Annotated in this window: 17 protein-coding genes; 4 read left to right on the forward strand and 13 right to left on the reverse strand. The window is 62.3% G+C overall.

Annotated elements, in window-relative coordinates:
- Window positions 1–26 precede the first annotated feature (26 nt).
- From HF682_RS05430 to HF682_RS05485, 12 genes are all read right to left on the reverse strand, one after another.
- Window positions 27–953, reverse strand: coding sequence for an NAD-dependent epimerase/dehydratase family protein (locus HF682_RS05430; protein WP_168876201.1), 927 nt, complete (start codon window positions 951–953; stop codon window positions 27–29).
- A 4-nt stretch (window positions 954–957) separates the two neighbouring features.
- A complete protein-coding gene (locus tag HF682_RS05435) occupies window positions 958–1,959 on the reverse strand; it encodes an NAD-dependent epimerase/dehydratase family protein (protein ID WP_168876202.1) in 1,002 nt (333 codons plus the stop codon).
- 90 nt (window positions 1,960–2,049) lie between these two features.
- Window positions 2,050–3,183, reverse strand: coding sequence for a DegT/DnrJ/EryC1/StrS family aminotransferase (locus HF682_RS05440; protein WP_205881907.1), 1,134 nt, complete (start codon window positions 3,181–3,183; stop codon window positions 2,050–2,052).
- Window positions 3,184–3,200: 17 nt separating this feature from the next.
- A complete protein-coding gene (locus HF682_RS05445; RefSeq protein ID WP_168876203.1) occupies window positions 3,201–4,301 on the reverse strand; it encodes a DegT/DnrJ/EryC1/StrS family aminotransferase in 1,101 nt (366 codons plus the stop codon).
- Window positions 4,301–5,521 carry a class I SAM-dependent methyltransferase gene (locus HF682_RS05450; protein WP_168876204.1) on the reverse strand — a complete coding sequence of 407 codons (1,221 nt, stop codon included), beginning with the start codon at window positions 5,519–5,521 and terminating at the stop codon, window positions 4,301–4,303. Before HF682_RS05450 ends, HF682_RS05445 begins: the two co-directional genes overlap by 1 nt.
- Window positions 5,522–5,548: 27 nt before the next feature.
- On the reverse strand, window positions 5,549–6,112 hold the full coding sequence (rfbC, locus tag HF682_RS05455; protein WP_168876205.1) for a dTDP-4-dehydrorhamnose 3,5-epimerase: 564 nt from the start codon (window positions 6,110–6,112) through the stop codon (window positions 5,549–5,551).
- The gene (locus HF682_RS05460) at window positions 6,097–6,861 is read right to left on the reverse strand and encodes an S-methyl-5'-thioinosine phosphorylase (RefSeq protein WP_168876206.1); all 765 of its coding nucleotides are present in this window, start codon (window positions 6,859–6,861) and stop codon (window positions 6,097–6,099) included. The genes rfbC and HF682_RS05460 overlap by 16 nt, the downstream gene beginning before the upstream one ends.
- Window positions 6,861–7,742: a UTP--glucose-1-phosphate uridylyltransferase GalU gene (gene galU / locus HF682_RS05465; protein WP_168876207.1), complete on the reverse strand. Its 882-nt coding sequence runs from the start codon at window positions 7,740–7,742 to the stop codon at window positions 6,861–6,863. The genes HF682_RS05460 and galU overlap by 1 nt, the downstream gene beginning before the upstream one ends.
- A 37-nt stretch (window positions 7,743–7,779) precedes the next feature.
- On the reverse strand, window positions 7,780–10,152 hold the full coding sequence (ligA, locus tag HF682_RS05470; RefSeq protein ID WP_168876208.1) for an NAD-dependent DNA ligase LigA: 2,373 nt from the start codon (window positions 10,150–10,152) through the stop codon (window positions 7,780–7,782).
- Window positions 10,153–10,160: 8 nt separating this feature from the next.
- Window positions 10,161–11,381, reverse strand: coding sequence for a cell division protein ZipA C-terminal FtsZ-binding domain-containing protein (locus HF682_RS05475; protein WP_168876209.1), 1,221 nt, complete (start codon window positions 11,379–11,381; stop codon window positions 10,161–10,163).
- A gap of 12 nt (window positions 11,382–11,393) precedes the next feature.
- Window positions 11,394–14,870 carry a chromosome segregation protein SMC gene (gene smc / locus HF682_RS05480; RefSeq protein WP_168876210.1) on the reverse strand — a complete coding sequence of 1,159 codons (3,477 nt, stop codon included), beginning with the start codon at window positions 14,868–14,870 and terminating at the stop codon, window positions 11,394–11,396.
- Between the two features lie 32 nt (window positions 14,871–14,902).
- Window positions 14,903–16,228: a serine/threonine protein kinase gene (locus HF682_RS05485; protein WP_168876211.1), complete on the reverse strand. Its 1,326-nt coding sequence runs from the start codon at window positions 16,226–16,228 to the stop codon at window positions 14,903–14,905.
- Window positions 16,229–16,281: 53 nt separating this feature from the next.
- On the opposite strand from HF682_RS05485, the gene HF682_RS05490 reads away from it, so the two are divergent.
- Window positions 16,282–16,782 (forward strand): PilZ domain-containing protein, encoded by a 501-nt coding sequence (locus HF682_RS05490; protein ID WP_168876212.1) that lies wholly within the window; start codon window positions 16,282–16,284, stop codon window positions 16,780–16,782.
- A 3-nt stretch (window positions 16,783–16,785) separates the two neighbouring features.
- Here HF682_RS05490 and HF682_RS05495 read toward each other — a convergent pair whose 3' ends face one another.
- Window positions 16,786–17,631 carry a DMT family transporter gene (locus HF682_RS05495; protein WP_168876213.1) on the reverse strand — a complete coding sequence of 282 codons (846 nt, stop codon included), beginning with the start codon at window positions 17,629–17,631 and terminating at the stop codon, window positions 16,786–16,788.
- A gap of 249 nt (window positions 17,632–17,880) precedes the next feature.
- On the opposite strand from HF682_RS05495, the gene dapD reads away from it, so the two are divergent.
- The 3 genes from dapD to HF682_RS05510 are packed head-to-tail and all read left to right on the forward strand — an operon-like array spanning window position 17,881 to window position 19,957.
- Window positions 17,881–18,735, forward strand: a complete 855-nt coding sequence (gene dapD, locus HF682_RS05500; protein WP_168876214.1) for a 2,3,4,5-tetrahydropyridine-2,6-dicarboxylate N-succinyltransferase — start codon at window positions 17,881–17,883, stop codon at window positions 18,733–18,735.
- A gap of 15 nt (window positions 18,736–18,750) precedes the next feature.
- On the forward strand, window positions 18,751–19,383 hold the full coding sequence (locus tag HF682_RS05505; protein ID WP_168876215.1) for a glutathione S-transferase family protein: 633 nt from the start codon (window positions 18,751–18,753) through the stop codon (window positions 19,381–19,383).
- A 13-nt stretch (window positions 19,384–19,396) separates the two neighbouring features.
- Entirely contained in the window at window positions 19,397–19,957 is a 561-nt protein-coding gene (locus HF682_RS05510; protein ID WP_168876216.1) for a septation protein A, read from the forward strand.

Raw genomic sequence — 19,957 nt, forward strand, 5'->3', positions numbered from 1 at the left:
GCCAGGTCCAGAGTCAGTTGGGAAGGTCAGGCGCGCAGGCCGGACAACAGGGCAACAGTATCGGCAATCGCCTGCTGCAGGCTGCCGTTTACGCCAAAGCCGGTCGCCGCGAAACGTGCGCCGGAAACATGGTAGGACAACTGGTTCATGATGCGGCTATCCACCAGCTCAACCTGCAAGTCAGGCACATGCTGACGGATGGTCTCCACGATGTCGTTCACCGTATAGTTTTCGGTCACCACGTTGTACACCTGCCGGTTGAACAGGGACTGGCGGATGACATGCGCGATGGCGGCCACCCCGTCATTCAGGTCCAGGTAAGGACGCTTCTGGTGCAAGGCGGTACGCCAGACCGTGATCGGCTGGCCGTTCATCGCCTGCCACACGAACTTGTTCACCGCCGTATGAAAGCGGATGCCCGGCGACACCCCAAAAATGGTACCAAAGCGCAGGACGACATGGCGCAGGTCCGGCAGCGCCGCCAGCCACTGCTCGCTTTTCAGCTTGGATTCGGCATAGGGGCTTTGCGGTTTCAGATCCTCCAGCGGGCACTGCTCATCCACCACCCCATCCTGTACGCCGTAAACACTGGTGGTCGAGAAAAACAGTAGGGGTACCCCCAGCGCCGCACAGGCTTCGGCCACCCGCATGGTGCCGGTGAAGTTGACCGCTTCGACCTCCGCTGCCTTGTCAAAACTGCTGGCGGCATCGGTGATGGCCGCCAGATGAACCACCGCATCCGCGCCTTGCAGCACCGGCAGCAGGTCCGCCTTGAGGATGTCTTGCTCCAGCAAGCGGTAGCGGGCACCGGCAGGCAGATTGAACAGGGCGCAGTAACGCTGGGTCAGCAGGTTATCCAGCACCACCAGTTCCGCACCGGGAAACTGTTGTGGCAGCACTTGCAGCAGGCGGGAGCCGATATGCCCCAGCCCTCCGGTGATGACGATACGCATGCACTTACCTCAGGTAAACAGCCAACTGCGGCTCAAAATAGTGTCGTGTCTGCTGCAAGCCCTCTGCCAGCGAGGTACCCGGCTGCCAGCCCAGCAAACGGCGGGCTTTATCATTGCTGATCACGGCATCGCCGATTTCGATGGCCTTGCGATCCGCCGGCCAGGGCACATAGCGCACCTGCCCGCCAATCTGCGCACAGATGGCTTCGCTGACCTCGGCCACGCTGTGGTGCTGGTCGCCAACGGCAAAGAGGGCTTCGCCCAGGCTGCGCTCATCCATGGCCGCCATGATCAGTGCTTCTGCCACGTCGTCTACAAAGCAGAAATTGCGCAGCTGGCTGCCGTCGCCGAAGATGGTGATGTCCCGGCCCTGCAGCGCCAGCCCGATGAAGTAATTCACAAAGCCAAAATCCGGGCTCTTGATGTTGGAGCGGGGGCCATAGACGTTGGCCAGCCGGACCACCCTCGCCCGCACCCCATAGGCGCGCTGGTAGATGAGGAAATATTTTTCCGACACCGTCTTGTTGGCCGAGTAGATGTCCAGCGGATATTCGGCGTGATCTTCGTCGATCGGAGACTGGCGCAAGGGGCCGATCTGGGTACTGGTGCCCACGTGCACCAGCTCGGCATCCGGGTTGAAGCGGCGCACCGCTTCCAGCAGGTTGATCGCCCCTTTGCAATTGACATCAATGTCAATCAGCGGCTCGCGCATGGAATTGGGGTGCGAGGTATAGGCGGCGCAGTTGAAGATCAGATCCTGATTCAGCACTGCGGCACACAGTGCCTCAAAGTTGCGCACGTCATTGATGATGATCTGGTGCTGGTGGCTGATGTCCTTCATATTGGCCATGTTGCCACCCGAACGTGGGTCCAGCACATCATACACTGTGATCTGCGCGCCCAGCTCCAGGCAACGGTGGGCCAGGTTGCTGCCAATGAAGCCGAGCCCCCCGGTAATCAGCACCCGTTTCCCGCTCAGGTCGGGCAAGGTCAAGGCGACCGTCATGCCTCGTCCCTCAAGCTGCTGGACTTGCCTGCTTGCAGCATCCTGCTCTCCCTTGTTGCCAGGCCACGGCATCCCGCCGGGGCTGACTGATTACACCGCCAGTACGCGACGGATACCGTCGCAGATATGATCAATCTGGGCTTCGCTCAGATTCATGGCGCACGACAGGTTAACCCCCCGGTTGGAGACATCATAGGCCACCGGGTTGATCGACTGGTAGCGCTCTCCCATGCTGCCATACGCCGGCAGCGAGGACAGCGGGTAAAAGAACGGACGTGCCGGCACATCCAGCTTGGCCAATTCGGCAATCAGGGTGGGCTTGTCCAGCCCCCATTTCGGGTCCAGCACCAGTGCGGTGGTCCAGATGCTGTTGAACACGTGCGGCGGCTCTGCATTCCATTGCAGGCCATCAATATCACCAAGCCGGGCACGATACTGCTCGAAAATCCAGCGCTTGCGGGCCACCAGCTCGTCAATCCGGCGGAACTGCCCCAGCCCCAGCGCGGCCTGTACATTGAAAGGCATGTACTTGTAGGTGACTTCATAATTGAAGTAGGTCTGCCCGCCCGGCTTGCGGCCATGGTCCCGCCACATGGCACAGCGCTCATACAGGGCATCATCATCCAGCAGCAGCATGCCGCCTTCACCGGTGGTCAGGGTCTTGGTGCGGTGGAAGCTGAATACAGCCCCCACGCCGAAGCTGCCCGCGCGGCGTCCCCGGTAGGTCGATCCCAGGGATTCGGCGGCATCTTCCACCAGCCATAGCTGGTGTGACTCGGCAATGTCGGTCAGCGCGTCCCAGTCCGCCATATTGCCGAACAGGTCTACGGCAATGATGGCCTTGGTGCGCGGCGTAATGGCCCGGCGTACCGCGCCAGGGTCCAGGCACCAGTTGTCCTTGTTGATATCGCAGAACACCGGCGTTGCCCGCAGGTAGCTGATGGCGGCCGTGCTGCCGATCCAGGTGCAGTCCGGCACAATGACTTCATCGCCCTCCCCGATCCCCAGACCGGTCAGCAGCAGGTGCAAGGCCGTGGTGCAATTGGGCGTCATCAGCGCATGTTTGCGCCCGTGCCAGGCCGCAAACTCCCGCTGGAAGGTTTCCACGTAGTAGTAGGGCTGATCGTACCAGCCTCGGGTCATGGCGTCCGTCACCATGTCCACTTCGCTCTGCGTCACCCACGGTCCGGCCATCGGGATGGTGGGGCTCGGCGGCATTGTCATGTCGGCTTCCTTGTTATTCAGGCTGCAAAGAACCGATGAATGGCATCCGCCACCTCATCGACCTGTTCCAGCGGCAACTCCGGAAACATGGGCAGGGACAGCACCCGTCGTGCCAGCCGTTCTGTCACCGGCAGCGGTTGTGGCAAGCGCTGCGTCGCCTGATAGGCAGGCTGCTGGTGGACCGGCACCGGATAATGTACCAGCGACTGTATCCCGGCCTCCTTCAGCGCTGCCTGCAGCCCATCGCGGTCGTCCAGCTGGATCACAAACAGATGGTATACCGCTTCACAATCTGCCACGTCGGGCGGCAATTGCAGCGGCAAGCCCTGCAGGCGCTCACGGTAACGTTGCGCACGCGCGCGCCGGGCGGCATTGTCTGCATCCAGACACGGCAGCTTGGCAAGCAGGATGGCAGCTTGCAGTTCGTCCAGCCGCGTATTCAAACCATGCATATCGCTGATGTAGCGTTGCTTCCAGCCGTACTGGCGCAGCAGCTGCAGGCGCTCAAACCGTTGCGGATCGCGGCAGGCCACCAGCCCGCCATCACCGATGGCCCCCAGGTTCTTGGTCGGGTAAAAGCTGAAGCAGGACAGGTCGCCGACACTGCCCACCCGCTGCCCTTGCCAGCGGGCCCCATGCGCCTGTGCGCAATCCTCGATCAACAGCAGGCCATGACGCTGCGTAAACGTCTGGATGGCAGCGAGGTCCGCCGGCTGTCCGTACAGGTGGACCGCAATGACCGCCTTGGTACGGGGAGAGTAAGCGGCCTCCAGCAGCGCAGGGGCCAGCGTGTAACGCTGCGGGCAGACATCCACCAGCACCGGCGTCGCCCCGGTCGTGGCCACCGCCGACACCGTCGCCACCGCCGTGTGTGACACCGTGATCACCTCGTCGCCGGGGCCCACCCCTGCCGCGAGCAGAGCCAGCACCAGCGAATCGGTGCCATTCCCGACGCCCACCGCATGCGGCATGCCGGTCCAGTCGGCAAACGCGTGCTCAAACTGGCTGACCGACTCACCGAGGATGTACCAGCCACTGTCCAGCACCCGGTCGATGGCCGCCCGAATCTCGCTGCGGTGCGCCTGATACTGGGCCAGGGGTGATACAAAAGGGATCATCAGAGGATCTCCACTCTGGGCACAAAACGGATGAAGCGGCCTCCTGCCTGCACAAATGCCTGCTCCTTGGCCATGATCTCGGCGGCATGGTTCCAGGCAAACAGTACGGCGTAATCCGGCCAGCGCTCGCTGAACGCTTCATAGGGCCGCACTGGAATGTGCATGCCCGGGGTCAGCTTGCCTTGCTTGATCGGCGTGGTGTCGGAGATGAACTCGATCAGGTCCGGGCCAATGCCGCAGTAATTGAGGATGGTGGTGCTCTTCGACGTTGCGCCATAGCCCACCACCCGCTTACCCTCGGCCTTAAGCCGCTTGAGCAGGGCCACCAGATCGTCCCGCGACTGCATCACCTGCTGCCGGAAGCGGTCGTAGGTCTCCGGCAGGTGCAGCCCCAACGCAGCTTCCTTCTCACGCTGGTGGTGTACGGCCTCGCTGACGGTGTACGCGCCCTGGTGCGCCACCACATAGCGCATGGAGCCGCCGTGCGTGGTCTGCGGCATCACGTCGATGATTTCCAGCTGGTGCCGTGCAAACAGGGTAGTGAGCGAGCCTACGGCGAACAGGTAGACGTGCTCGTCGTAAATCTGGTCGTACGATGTCTTTTCGATGACATCGCCCAGATAGGGGTCTTCAAACATCAACACGCCACGTGGCTTCAGCAAGCGCTTGACCCCTGCGGCCACCTGATCGAGGTCCGGAATATGGCACATGACATTGGCCCCGAGGAAGGCATCCACCTGCCCGTATTGCTGCACCAGTTCCGCAGCCAGCGCATCATCAAAGAAAGCGCTGATCACGTTCATGCCTCGTGCGCGGGCGGCATCCGCCACATTGCTCGACGGCTCAATCCCCAGATGAGCAATCCCGGCCTGGGCAAAATGCTGCAGCATGATGCCGTCGTTGCTGCCGATTTCCATCACCATCGGCTGCTCGCTGAGGTAGCGCGACTTCACCAGCTCGGCAAACTGGCGGAAGTGCTCGGCCATCACCCGTGAGGTGCCAGAGAAAAAGTGGTAATGCTCGTTGAACATCGCCTCTGCAGCAGGCTGATCCACCAGCTGGAACATATGGCAGCTGGGGCAGAACGCCGTCTGCATGTGATAGAAGTATTCACCCTGCATTGCGTCTGGCGGCAGAAAGCCATTGCCCAGCGGCATGCGTCCGAAGTCGTTGACCCCTTGGGTGGGGTGTTGGCAGATACGGCAGGGTCTGGCGCTCATCGGCATGCAATCCTCTTCGGGGTGTTTCTAATCATAGTACGCGGCCTGACGGAAGCCTCCTGCCGCCGCATCGCGCTCCGACAATCTGGCTTCACGGTCGGACAGCGGCCACGGAATGGCCAAATCCGGGTCCTGCCAGTGTATGCAACGCTCGCTTTCCGCGTGGCGATACGCTGTCAGCTTGTACAGCATATCCACTTGATCGGCCAAAGCACAGAAACCATGAGCAAAACCCGGTGGAATCCACAGCTGGCGGCCATTATCGGCGGACAGGGTGGTGGCGTACCACTGTCCAAAGGTGGCTGAATGGCGTCGCAAGTCCACCGCCACATCCCACACAGCCCCCTGCACCACCCGCACCAGCTTGCCCTGGGCGTGTTCCCCGGCCTGATAGTGCAGGCCGCGCACCACATGCTTGCAGGAACGGGAATGGCCTTCAAGCACAAAGTCTGCTGACATGTTCGTCCACTGCTGAAAGGCATCTGCGCGAAATGTGACGGTCTCGACACTTGCAGCAGCCTGCTGCGGTACTGTCTCCAGCACCAGCAGGCCCGCCAGCGGTGTTGCACTGGCCGTCAGCAGGTTGCGCATCCGGTTTCAGCCGCCACCGCCACGGTCGCCGCCAGAATCGACAGCACTTTGGGCATGGCCACGTCCATGGTGGACACCGCCTGGTCAAAGTCGATGTGCTGCTGGCTGCTGCCCTTGCCTGCAGCATGGTTCACCACCACGCACAGCGCGGCGTACGGAATATCCTGCTCACGGGCCAGCACCGCTTCCGGCATGGCGGTCATGCCAACCATGTCGGCACCATCGCTCTCCAGCCGTCGAATCTCGGCAGCGGTTTCCAGCCGTGGCCCTTGCGTTACCGCATAGGTCCCGCCATCCAGTACCGCCTCCCCCAGACGGCTTGCCGCCTGCAGGATGCACTGGCGGGTCGTGGCACAATACGGCTCGGTGAAGTCCCGATGCGTCACCGGACCCGCGCCCCCCTCAAAGAAGGTGCTGGAGCGGCCAAAGGTGTAATCAATCAACTGGTCCGGTACCACCAGCGTGCCTGGTACCAGATCGGCCCGGATCCCGCCAACGGTACCGACGGCAAAAATCCGCTCTACCTTGAGATCGGCCAGCGCCCAGATATTGGCGCGATAGTTGATCTCATGCGGTTGCAGGGTGTGGCCGTAGCCGTGACGCGCCAGAAATACCACTTCGCAGCCGTTGAGGGTGCCGAAGGTCAGACCGCAGGAGGGTTCGCCATACGGGGTACGCACCACTTTGCGATGGGTAATGGTCAGGTTGGGCAGTTGGCCGAGGCCACTCCCGCCAATGATGGCCAGCATCAGGCAGCTCCGGAATGATGTTGTTGCAGGAAGGCGGCAAACGCCTGACTGACTTCGGGGTGTTTCAAGCCCAGCTCTACGGTCGCCTGCAGATAACCCAGCTTGGAGCCGCAGTCGTATCGTATGCCGTCAAACCGATGGGCAAATACCGCCTCTTCGTCCAGCAGGGCCGCAATGGCATCGGTCAGCTGCAGCTCGCCCCCGGCACCACGTGGAATGCGGCGCAGGTGGTGAAAGATGCGCGGTGTCAGCAGATAGCGGCCCACTACACCCTGGTTCGACGGCGCCTGGTCCGGGTGCGGCTTTTCCACGATGCCATCAATTCGCATCAGGTCATCCGCAACCGCGTGGCCAGATACAATGCCGTATTGGCGGGTCTCCTCGCGTGCCACCGTCTGCACCGCCACCACTGATTTTTCCCGCTGGGCAAACACCTCCACCATTTGCGACAGCACTGGCTTGCGTTCAGCGTACAGCAGGTCATCGGCCAGCAGCACGGCAAACGGCTCATTGCCAACGGCAGGCTCGGCACACAGTACCGCATGCCCCAGGCCCAGCGCTTCCGGCTGGCGGATATAGATGCAGCTGACATCCTTGGGCAGAATGTCGCGCACCAGGGCCAGCGTGGCCTCCTTGCCGCGCATCTCCAGCTCGGCTTCCAGCTCATAGGCTTTGTCGAAATGGTCTTCAATGGCCCGCTTGCTGCGGCCAGTGATGAAGATCATCTGCTCGACGCCAGCGGCAACTGCCTCTTCCACCGCGTACTGGATCAGTGGCTTGTCCACCACCGGCATCATTTCCTTGGGGCTGGCCTTGGTGGCGGGCAGGAAACGGGTGCCTAGCCCAGCCACCGGGAAGACGGCTTTCTTGATCTTCTGCATTACCGATAACCCTGTCATGCTGCCTTCGGCAGCGTCATCATTGTCCCAGCAGGGCAAGCAGGCCGGCTTCATCCAGCACCGCCACCCCCAGTTCATTCGCCTTGTCCAGCTTGCTGCCAGCAGCTTCACCCGCCACCACATAGCTGGTTTTTTTCGATACTGAGCCGGATACCTTGCCACCTGCCGCTTCGATCAGCGCACTGGCTTGATCCCGGCTCAAGGTCGGCAGGGTACCGGTCAAGACCAGTGTCTTGCCCGTCAATACCCCAGCGGCAGCACTGGCATGATCCGCCTCAGTCAGCAGGGTATCACGACAGGCCCGCAGTTGCTGCAACGCTTCGCGCTGCCCTTGCCCATTTAACCAGTGCCACAGCGACTGCTGCAGCGTATCGGGCAGGTCCAGCTGTGCCAGTCCGGCTTCATTCAGCGCCAGCAGGCCCTCCATATCGCCCACGGCGGCCGCCAGCGCGCGGCTGCGTGCCTCGGTCAAGCCCGGCACCCCGAGGCTGGCCAGCACTCGCTCCAGGGTCAGCCGCTCACGCAGGGCAGCCGCGGGAGCATGTTCACCTTGGGGCTGCACCCCGCTTGCCAGCAGGTCGTCCAGCGCTTGCTGGTTGTTCGGCTCGCTGAAGAAATCGGCAATCGAGGCCGCCACCGCCGCCCCGACATCCGGCAAGGCACACAGCAGCGGTGCCGGGCAATGCCGGATCAGTCGCAGTTGCCCCAGCCAGTCTGCCAGCGTCTTGGCCGTGGACTCACCGACATGGCGAATGCCAAGGGCAAACAGGAAGCGCGCCAGGGGCGGCTGTTTGCTGGCGGCAATGCCATCCAGCAGGTTTTCGGCCCAGCGGGTCGCCACCTTGCCTTGTTGCACGGTTTCAGGCGTCACGCCGTCGCGCTCATCCGCCTGACGCTTCATGGCAAGAAAGTCATCCAGCGTCAGGCGATAGAGGTCGGCCAGCCGGTGCACCAAACCCAGCTCGACCAGATTATCGATATGCCGCTCGCCCAGACCCTCGATATCCATCGCGCGGCGCGCGGCAAAGTGGCGGATGGCCTCCTTGCGCTGCGCGGCGCAGGACAACCCGCCGGAGCAGCGCAGTACCGCCTCGCCTTCTTCACGACTGGCGTGCGCACCACAGACCGGGCAATGGCTGGGCATGTGGAATACCGGAGCGTCCGCCGGACGACGCTCCGGCAAAGCGCGCACCACTTCTGGAATCACGTCCCCGGCGCGGCGCACCACCACGGTATCGCCGACGTGCACATCCTTGCGGCGAATCTCGTCTTCATTGTGCAAAGTGGCGTTGGTCACCGTCACGCCGCCGACGAACACCGGCGCCAACCGGGCTACCGGTGTCAGCGCACCGGTGCGGCCCACCTGGATTTCAATATCCAGCACCGTGGTCAGCGCTTCCTGCGCCGGGAATTTGTGCGCCACCGCCCAACGCGGCTCACGGCTGACAAAGCCCAGCTCATTTTGCAAATCGCGGCGGTTGACCTTGTACACCACCCCGTCAATGTCAAACGGCAGGTTGTCCCGCAGCGCAGCCACGCGCTGGTGAAAGATCGCCAGCCCCGCTGCGCCGTGCAGCACGTCACGCTCAGCGCAGACGGGCAACCCCAGGGCGGCCAGCCAGTCCAGCACTGACGAATGGCGATCCGGCACACTGCTGCCTTGTACCTCACCCAACCCGTAGGCAAAAAAGGACAAGGGTCGCTGGGCCGTTTCCTGTGAATTGAGCTGGCGCAGGCTGCCCGCCGCCGCATTACGCGGGTTGACGAAGGGTTTGCCGCCGATGGCCTGCTGGCGCTGGTTCAAGCGTTCAAAATCAGCATGGCTCATATACACCTCGCCGCGCACCTCCAGCACCGGCGGTGCTTCGCCGATCAAGCGTAGCGGAATCTGGTGGATGGTTCGCACATTCTGCGTAACATCCTCGCCGGTGGTGCCGTCACCCCGGGTGGCCGCCCGCACCAGCAGCCCCTGCTCATAGCGCAAATTCACGGCCAAGCCATCAAATTTCAGTTCAGCGGCATACTCCACCGCCGGATCGGCATCCGACAACCCAAGCTCGCGACGTACCCGGCCATCAAAGGCGGCGGCGCCGCTGGCTTCGGTGTCGGTTTCGGTGCGGATCGACAGCATCGGCACCACATGCGTCACGGGATCAAAGGCGTCCAGCAAGGCACCACCGACCCGCTGGGTGGGCGAATCGGGCAGCCGCAAGGCCGGATGCGCGGCTTCCAGCGCTTCCAGCTCGCGGAACAACCGGTCGTACTCGGCATCGGGCACGCTGGGCTGGTCCAGCGTGTAGTACTCGTGGGCGTACTGATTGAGCAGGCGGGTCAGCTCGCTTGCGCGCGCTGCGTCACCCGCAGGCGGGGAAAACAGGTCGTCCTGGTTCATGCGGGGTCTCAGGCAAACAGGCGCAGTGCGGTCTGGCTGCCGGGTTCAATGCCTTTCAGGTTCATGGTGCCGTAGATGGCGCGCAGTTGCTGGCGAATGCTGGCAATACCGTGGTCGGACAAGGGCTTGCGGTTGTCATCCACCAGCTTGCCGTTCAACTGGCCGCTCAGTTCAAACGCCAGATCCGACATCTGGGCAAATACATTGAGCCCATCCGCCACCCGTGGCACGTCAAACAGCAGGGTAATACCTTCGGTGTGATCCTTGGGCAAGGGGTGCGGCGGGAAAGGTGCATTGTCAAAGTTGGCAATGCTGAACAGATGCTGCCCTTGCGGATTGACCAGGTGGTAAGCGCCATCGGCCATCAGGCGCAGGCCATTGCGTTCCAGCCAGGAGCGCAGCTGCACCAGCCCGAACGGCGCAGAATCCGCCAGAATGTTGAGGCCGATGGTGACATCGACATCGGCGCAGAAGCTGTCCAGCTTCTGCGCATCGGCCAGCGCCTGCGATAGCGGCGGCAGGCGCAGCTCGGATTCCGACTCATCGGCAAAGGTTTCCAGGGTGGCCACAAACTGGCGCAGCGAGGGCTCATCCAGCGGGCCGCGTCGGTCGGCCAGCTGCAGGCCAATGCGCAAGCCCATGATGGCCAGGTTGGCGTCCACATCCAGCGGGAACCATTCCCCATTGCTCATCAAGGCCTGCCACGACACCCGCTTGCCAATCCGGTTGAGCTGGCGGTGCATGGCGCGGATCAGGTCCACATCCAGTGCCTGGTGTGACAGGATATCTACCAGCAGGTCCACCCTGTCGTCCTGCTGCCCCGGATAGGTCAAGGCTTCCCGCGCCGTCTTCTGTGGCTGCGGGATTGGTGAGCTGAAGGTGCCGGGTGGCGGCGTCTCGTTGCGACTGCCGCCCATCACCGGCTCGCGGCGTTCGCCGCTGACGCGCTCCGGCACAGGGGGCTCCACCGGGCGTGGCGCATGACGTGCATCGACCTGGCCTCGCGCGTTGTACAGCGCCTCCTCATCCGGCAGATCGTCTTCGCCTGCGATGCGGGTATCCTCATCCATCGGCGTCAGCCCGGGCTCCAGCAGCACATCCTGCTGGTAATGCGCAAAGGCCGCCTGGGCTTTCTTCTTGTAACGCTGTTGCTCCCACCAGTTGTAGGCCACCACCAGCAAGATGGCCACCGCACCGACAGCCAGCAACACCAATTGCAAGTCACTCATTCCACATTATCCTCATGCCGCGCCTGACAACTGCATGGCTTCCATGATGTCAACCGCCACAACGCGGGACACCCCTTGTTCCTGCATGGTAATACCGATCAGCTGCTCTGCCATTTCCATGGTGATTTTATTATGGCTGATGTAGAGAAATTGCGTATCCGCGGACATTTTCTTCACCATTTCACAAAAACGGCCGGTATTGGCATCATCCAGCGGCGCATCCACCTCATCAAGCAAGCAAAATGGCGCCGGATTGAGCCGGAACAGCGAGAATACCAGAGCCAGTGCCGTCAACGCCTTTTCTCCACCCGAAAGCAGGTGAATGGTACTGTTTTTCTTGCCTGGAGGCTGCGCCATCAGGTGCACGCCCGAATCCAGGATTTCCTCACCGGTCAGCGACAGCGTGGCGCGGCCACCGCCAAACAGCAGCGGAAACAGCTCCCCCAGCGATGCATTGACCCGTTCGAAGGTATCTTGCAGCAGGCTGCGGGTTTCGCGGTCGATGCGGCGAATGGCCGCCTCTAGCGTGTCGATGGCCTGGTTCAGGTCGCTCGCCTGGGCTTCCAGATAGCCCGCCCGCTCCTGCGCCTGCTGCAATTCCTCCAGCGCCGCCAGATTGACCGCCCCCAGCGCCTCCACCTCGCGGCTGAGCCGCTGGATCTCGCGCGCCAGCCCTGGTGCTTTCAGCCCGCGTTGCTGCAACTGCTCCTGCAGAGCCGCCACATCCACCCCTTCCAGCGCTTCGGCAAACTGGGCTACCGTCAGCCGCGCTTCCTGCGCCTGCAATTCCAGCTGCAGCAAGGCTTCGCGCAGCGGCTCCAGCGCCCGCTCCTGCTGCAGGCGTTGCTCGTCCAGCTGCCGCTGCTGCCGGGTAGCGGCTTCCAGCACTTCCCGCGCCTGCCGCAGCACACCCTCACGTTCTTCCCGTGCGGCAATGGCTGCTTGCAGGTCCAGTTGCAGGTCTTGTTCCTGCAAGCTGTCCTGTTCGAGCAACAAGGCTTGCAATTGTTCCTCGCGTTCGGCCTGCAAGGTCGCCAGCTGCTCACTGCGGTGAACCAGCTCGCTGGCACGCTGGACCCGGCTACTGACCGCAAAGCGCAGGTTTTGCGCTTGGCGTTCAGCATCGCGCAACTGGTTACGCACCTGTCCCAGCCGTTGATCCGCAGCATTCAAGTGCTCACGCGCCAGCTGCAGTCCCGCCTCGTGCTGGCTGAGGGTATCGCGTAGCCCGTCTTGCTCGAACGCCGCTGTTTCCTGTTCTTCCTGCCAGTGCAGACGCTGCGCCTGCAGCTCTTCCTGCTCCTGTTGCAACTGGGTTTGCTGGCTGAGCTGATGCGCCTGCTGTTGTTCGGCCTGACGCCAGGACAGCTCGGCCTGATGTAGCGCCTGCTGCGTCTGCCGCAGGCGCTCCTGTACTTCGCGCTGCGCGGCCCGCGCCTGCTGCTGCTTCACCTGTGCCGCCTGCTGCGCGTTCCGCCCCCCTTGCACCTGCGGCTGATGCGCCGCCAGCGACTGCTCAAGCTGTTGCAAGGCACGTTGCTGCGCCAGCATCTGGTCTGCCGGGGCTTCCGCATGCAGGTGGATGCCGTCTGCCTGCATGCGGTGGCCCTGCGGGCTCACCCACACGCTTTGTGGCGGCAGGGTGTCGGGCACGGGTGCGTCGGCAGGCACAACCTCAACGTCCGCCAGCCACAGGTCCAGCCAACACGACCATTGCGGGTCCGCACACAGGACCTTGCGTCGTAGCGAAGAGGGGGCGCTGGCTGCCGCAGGCGGCGCATCCGGCAGCAGGGTCAACGCCTGTGGCGGGCTGAGGCTGCGCCAGTCCAGCCCCGCGGGCAAGGCTCTCGCCTGCAAGCGCTGCTGTAGCACCGCGGCCACCGCCACCTCCCAGCCCGGCTCCACCTGCACCTGCTGCCACAGCGCCTCTGCCGCCAGACCGTGCGCCTGCAGCCAGTCCTGCAGCGCTTGCCGCCCCTGCCCGGCATGCAGCAGGGTTTGCAGTGCCTTCTGCTCAGACAGCATGGCGCTTTCTTCCCGCTCAAGCTGCTGCAGCTGCTGGCTGGCCTGTTGCAAGGCCAGTTCGGCCTGCTGTTCTGCATGCACGGCTGCTTCAGCGGCCTGCTGTAAGGTGACCAGCGCCACCTCGGCTTGCTCGCGCTCGGCAGCCGCCTGCTGCACGCGCTGCGGGTCCAGCAATACCAGGTTTTGCTGTCGTTGCTGCCAGCGCTGTTCCCGTTGCTGCAGCTGCTGCAATTGTTGCTGTGCCTGTCGCAGCTGGGTATCCAGCACCCCCAGCCGCTGCCTGAGCTGCTGCGCTTGTTGCTGCTGTTGCTCCAGCTGCTGGCGCGCTTGCAGCACCGCCTGTTCATGGTCTGGCAACTGGTCTTCCAGTAGCTGCAATTGCAGCTCGGCTTCTTCCAGTTGTTCGCGGGCTTCTTCGCCCTGCAACTGCAGGCTGTGCTGCTCTTCCTGCAGCTGCTGTTGCTGCTGCAGGCCCTGCCCCAGCTGCTGCTTCAACTGCTGGCTGCGCTGTTGCAATTGCTGCTGCATGGTTTGCTGATGCTGCAATTGCTGCTCCAGGCGAGCCAGATGGGCGTTGGCGTCAAACAAGCGAGCTTGCGCAGCGTGTAGCTGGTCGTTGTGCTGAAAGTGCGCTTCACGCGCCAACTCCAGGCTGGCCTCGGTCTGGCGGAGTGCTGCAATCGCCGCTTCCAGCGCCGTCCCGCCTTCCTGCTGCTGGCGGGAGAGCTGCTCCAGTTTCAGATGCGCTTCCTGTTGCCGCGCCAGGGCCAGCAGACCTTGCGACTGCTGCAAGGCATCCTGCAGCGCGCGATACTGGCGTGCCACTTCGGCCTGACTGCTCAGCTTCTCCACCTGACGCAGCAGCTCCGCCCGTACGTCATCCACCCGCAGCAGGTTCTCGCGGGTATCCGTCAGCCGGTGCTCGGTTTCGCGGCGGCGCTCCTTGTACTTGGAGACTCCCGCGGCTTCTTCCAGAAAGTCGCGCAGTTCTTCCGGGCGTGCCTCGATGATGCGCGAGATCATGCCCTGCTCGATCACCGCGTAGCCGCGCGAGCCGACGCCGGTGCCAAGGAACAGGTCGGTGATGTCGCGGCGACGTACCTGCTGGTTGTTGATGTGATAGGTGGAGCCGCCATCGCGGGTGAGAATCCGCTTGATGCCGATTTCACCATAGGCCGCCCATGGACCACTGGCGCGCTGCAGGCTGTTGTCAAACACCAGCTCGACACTAGCGCGCGATACCGGCTTGCGCCCGCCCGAGCCATTGAAGATGACATCCTGCATGGATTCGCCGCGCAGCTGCTTGGCGGAAGACTCGCCCAGCACCCAGCGCACGGCGTCGATGATATTGGACTTGCCACAGCCATTCGGCCCGACCACGGCCACCAGCTGGCCCGGCACCGCAATGTGCACCGGGTCCACGAAGGATTTGAAGCCAGCCAGCTTGATCTGTTTGAGTCGCAAGGGGCTATTGGGGGCAGGAAAATGCCGTCATTTTAACGAAAACGGCTGTCGCTGTGGCTGAACTGCTCCCATTTCAGCTGGGCAATGGTGTCGCTCGACTGTTTGAGTCGCTCCACCAGCAGATCCAGGAACACCTGATTGAAACGGGCCTGCAGGGTGTCGCTGGCGGCCTTGAGGGCGCTGGCGCTGATCTTCAGCAACATGGCTGACTCACGGGTAGTAATGGTGGCGCTACGGCTGCCGTCACCCGAGAGGTAGGCCATTTCGCCAAAAATCTCGCCCGCACCCAGCGTCGCCAGCTCTCGCCCGGCCTTGCTGACGACCACCTCGCCTTCGGCCAGCACAAAAAAGGAATGCCCCAGCTTGCCTTCTTCAATCAGCACCGAGCGGGCCGGGAAACGCCGCCATTGGCTGATGCGCAACACCTCCCACAGCTCCGACTCACTGAAGCGGTCAAACACCGCCAGCTGGCGCAGTGCATGGAAACGCTCCGCTTCCGGCACTTCATGCGCAGGCAGGGCCAGATGGCGGTTCACGCTGCGTAGCTCTGCCGCAAATGCCGCCCAGTCCGGATAGCGGTCTTCCGGCTGCTTGGCCAGCGCACGCGCCACCACCCGCTGCAGGGCCTCCGGCAGGTCGGGCCGCACACTGCACAAGTCTGGCGGGGTCTCATGGCAGATTTTGTAGATCACGGCAAAGTCGCTGTCTGCCGTAAACGGCAAGCGCCCGGTCAGCAGCTGGTAGAGCACCACTCCCAGCGAGAACATGTCGGATTGTTCTGTCAGCCGCCGTTCCTGCACCTGCTCGGGAGACATATAGGCGGGCGAACCAATCAAACCGCTAACCTGGGTGTGTTCAGACACCTGATAAAACGCCGCACCAAAATCCACCACCTTCACCTGCCCCTCGCCATCCAGCAACAGATTGGCGGGTTTCAGGTCGCGGTGGATCAAGCCATGCTGGCTGGCATAGGCCAACGCGTGGGCGCATTTGAAAGCCAACTCGGCCACCTTGGGCACCGGCAGCAACTGGTCACTACGGGTATAGCGCTCCAGCGTACCGCCCGACACATACTCCATCACCAGCCAGGCATCGTCTGCCGCTACCGCAGCATCCAGCACCTCCACCAGATGTGGGTGACGCAACTTGCCGGCGAGGCTGGCTTCGTTCTCGATCAGCTTGCGGTAACGCTGGCCATGCTGCGGGTGAGTCAGCAGGTGCTGATGCGCCCATTTGAAGGCCACCGTGCGTCCAGCAAAGCGGTCTTCAGCCAGATAAACGGTACCAGTGGTACCTTCGCCCAGCTTTTTTTGGAGTTGATAGCGACCAACACTATGCGGAAGAACGATGGACGACATGGCAAAATGCGGTAAGCTGCCCGTTGGACTCAATGCCACCATGCTACCACACCATGAGCGACGCCGACCTGCTGCTTCCCCTGTACCTTCCTTGCCGTGTCACACCGCTGGACGCTGCAAGCGACCACCGTCAGTGGGATGCACACAATCTGGCCCTGCTGCAGGGGCTGACCCTGCTGGGAGAACTGAACCTGCCAGAGACCCCACTTGACCCGCAACTGACCCGGCTGGAGGGCAAACTGGATCTGGCGGTATTGCTGCTGGGCGAAGTGCTGCGCGTGCGAGGAGAGGTGCCTCCAGCCCAGCAGCTCAGCCTGAACCTGCATACCGTGCAACTGGCCACACAGCCCGAACTTCAACCCGAACAGCCCGTGCTGGTAGAACTGTACCTAGCCCCCACACTCCCCTTGCCGGTCAAACTCAGCGGCAAGCTGCAACAGCAGGATGCATCACAGATGCGCATCGCACTGGATACCCTGCCGGACGAGGTGGACGACCGCCTAGGACAGGCACTGTTCCGCTTTCACCGCGCGCAGTTACGGCAGCGGAGTTAAACGTCAGGCAGCTGGAGCAGCCGCTTTCAGCTCAGACATGTGACCGGAAAACAGGGTGGCCAGCGCAATCATGGCCGCTCCGGCCCATTCGCTGGGCAACAAGGTTTCATCGGTAAGCAGGCTGGCGCTGAATGTTGCCACCACCAGTTCAAACAGCATGATCACCACCGCCTGGGTGGCGCCAAAGTGTTGCAGGCCCATCTGCATGCCCAGGCTCGCCAGCACCAGCATCAGACCCATGCCCACCAGAACCATCCAGGCCGAAGCGGAAGCCTGCCGCAGCGGTGTCAGGTCAGTCTGTAGCAGCAGCAGCGCGACTACGGACACGGCCAGGCAACCCAGCCAGATCGAGAAGGCACGAACGGCCAGATCCACCTCGCGTGCCTGCCGGGCCAGCACATTGTTGAGCGCAAAGCAGATGCCGCCGGATAGCGCAATCCACTCATAGCGGTCACGTGGCCACGGCATGCCCAGCTCGGGCCGCCACAGGATGGTTACCGCCCCCGCCATGGACAGCAGGAAGACCAGCCAGCCGCTGCGGCTGAACCGTGCACCTAACAACCAGCGATCCATCAGCAAGGTCCACAGCGGTGCCAGATAAAACAGCAGGGTGATGCGTACCACCTCACCCTTGATCACCGCAAACACGTAGCCGATATTGGCCCAGCCCGCACTGAGCCCCAGTATCCACACCGCCCAGCTCGTACTCCAGGGGCGGCGCATCACGCCAAACACCAGCAGGCCGCCCAGGCAGCAGGCCACCACATAGTTGGCCATTTGCGCCAGATCGGCGCCAATCTGCAAGCCTGCCAGCCAGCGGTAGGGATACCACATCAAGCCCCAGGTCATTGAGGCCAACAACAGGCCCGGTGTGGCCAACCAACGGCCTGTAGCTGCATGAACCAATCTTCTACTCCTAGGTCTTGGATACAGTTGTAACAAAAATCGCCCAGCCCAGCGCCGGCCCCGTATAATTTCCGCTTGATCTGCCGCGCCGACGGGATTTGACCGGATTGCATTCCTTGGGCAATGCGCTATCGTGGCAGATTATGCCATTCATGGCCCCATTTTCTTGATTGCCACGCCACAGGAGTTGTCATGTCTGTTGAAGTCCGCATCACGCCTGCCCACGAACATCCGCTGCAAGCGCTGATCGAATCTGCCTTTGAAGACCGCGCCAACCTGACCCCGTCCACCACGCCTGCTGACCTGAAAGCCGCGATTGGCCAGGTGGTGGGTGAGCTGGATCGTGGTACCTTGCGGGTGGCCGAGAAAATCAATGGCGACTGGCATACGCACCAATGGCTGAAAAAAGCGGTGCTGCTCTCCTTCCGCATTCGTGACAATGAAGTGATGGCCGACGGCTACAACCGCTATTTCGACAAGGTTGATACCAAGTTTGCCGACTTCTCGACCCATGATTTCCAGCAAGGTGGCTACCGCGTGGTGCCCCCTGCCGTTGCGCGTAAAGGGGCCTTCATTGCCCGCAATGTGGTGCTGATGCCGTCTTACGTCAATATCGGTGCTTATGTGGATGAAGGCACCATGGTGGACACCTGGGCCACGGTGGGTAGCTGCGCGCAGATCGGCAAGAATGTGCATCTGTCCGGCGGGGTGGGTATCGGTGGCGTGCTGGAGCCACTGCAGGCCAACCCGACCATCATCGAGGACAACTGCTTTATCGGCGCCCGCTCCGAAGTGGTGGAAGGGGTGATCGTGGAAGAAGGTTCGGTGATCTCGATGGGCGTTTACATCGGCCAGTCCACCCGCATCTATGACCGCGAAACCGGTGAAGTGAGTTACGGCCGTATCCCGGCGGGCTCGGTGGTAGTGAGCGGTAATCTGCCCTCCAGCGATGGCAAGTACAGCCTGTATTGTGCCGTCATCGTCAAGAAAGTGGATGCCAAGACCCGCAGCAAGGTCGGCATCAACGAACTGCTGCGCGGTATCTAAAGCCCGGAGAAGCTCGTGCTGACCCTGTACATTGGCAACAAAAACTATTCGTCGTGGTCGCTGCGCCCCTGGCTGGTGCTTCGCCACTTTGACATTCCTTTCGAGGAAGTGCTGTGGCCGCTGTACACGCAGGAAGGCACCGCGCTCCTCAAGGCAAACTCCCCCAACGGCAAAGTGCCGCTGTTGCAGGATGATGCCCTGAAAGTGTGGGACTCGCTGGCCATTATCGAGTACTTGGCGGACCGCCACCCCGGCCACGCCATCTGGCCGCGTGACCGGGCCATCCGGGCGCATGCCCGTGCCATCAGCGCCGAGATGCACTCGGGCTTTACCGGCGTGCGCGGCAGCATGCCGATGGATGTACGCAGCCGTCACCCGCAACCGGTATTCAGCGAAGCGGTGCAGCTTGAAATCCAGCGCATCATCGCCATCTGGGAAGACTGCCGCGCCCGCTACGCTGCATCCGGTCCTTGGCTGTTTGGAGAGTTCAGCGCGGCGGACGCCATGTTTGCCCCGGTAGTCTGGCGATTCCGCAGCTATGGCATTGCGCTGCCGGAAGCCTCGGCCGCCTGGTCCAGCGCCATGCAGCAACATCTGGCGATGCGGCACTGGGAGCTGGAAGCCATCGCCGAACCGTGGACCTTGTAATTGAGAGTCGTACATGAAGCTGTTGTTTGATCTGTTCCCCGTCATCCTGTTCTTTGTCAGCTACAAGCTGAGCAGCGGGAACATCTTTCTGGCGACCGGTGTCACCATTGCTGCATCGGTTGCGCAGATCATCTGGCTGAAAGCCCGCCACAAGCCGGTAGAGCCCATGCTGTGGTTCAGCACGGCACTGGTCACCATCATGGGCAGTGCCACCCTCTATTTCCACAATCAAGCCTTCATCATGTGGAAGCCAACCTTGCTGTACTGGGGGTTTGCGCTGGCCTTGCTGCTCAGTCAGGCCATCTGGCGCAAGAACCTGATCCGCAAGGTGCTTGAACAACAAATGACACTGCCAGAGCCGGTCTGGCTGAAGCTGAACCGGGCCTGGGCCGCCTTCTTTGTGTTCATGGGCGCGCTCAACCTGCTGGTGGCGTACCGGTTCAGCGAATCGATCTGGGTCAATTTCAAGCTGTTCGGTGGCATGGGGCTGATGTTGCTGTTTGTCATCGTGCAAGGCATGGTCCTGTCCCGCTACTTGCCGGACCAAACGGATACCCCTCCTTCTGCGGAGTAA

This window comes from Leeia aquatica, from assembly GCF_012641365.1.
GTDB lineage: Bacteria > Pseudomonadota > Gammaproteobacteria > Burkholderiales > Leeiaceae > Leeia > Leeia aquatica.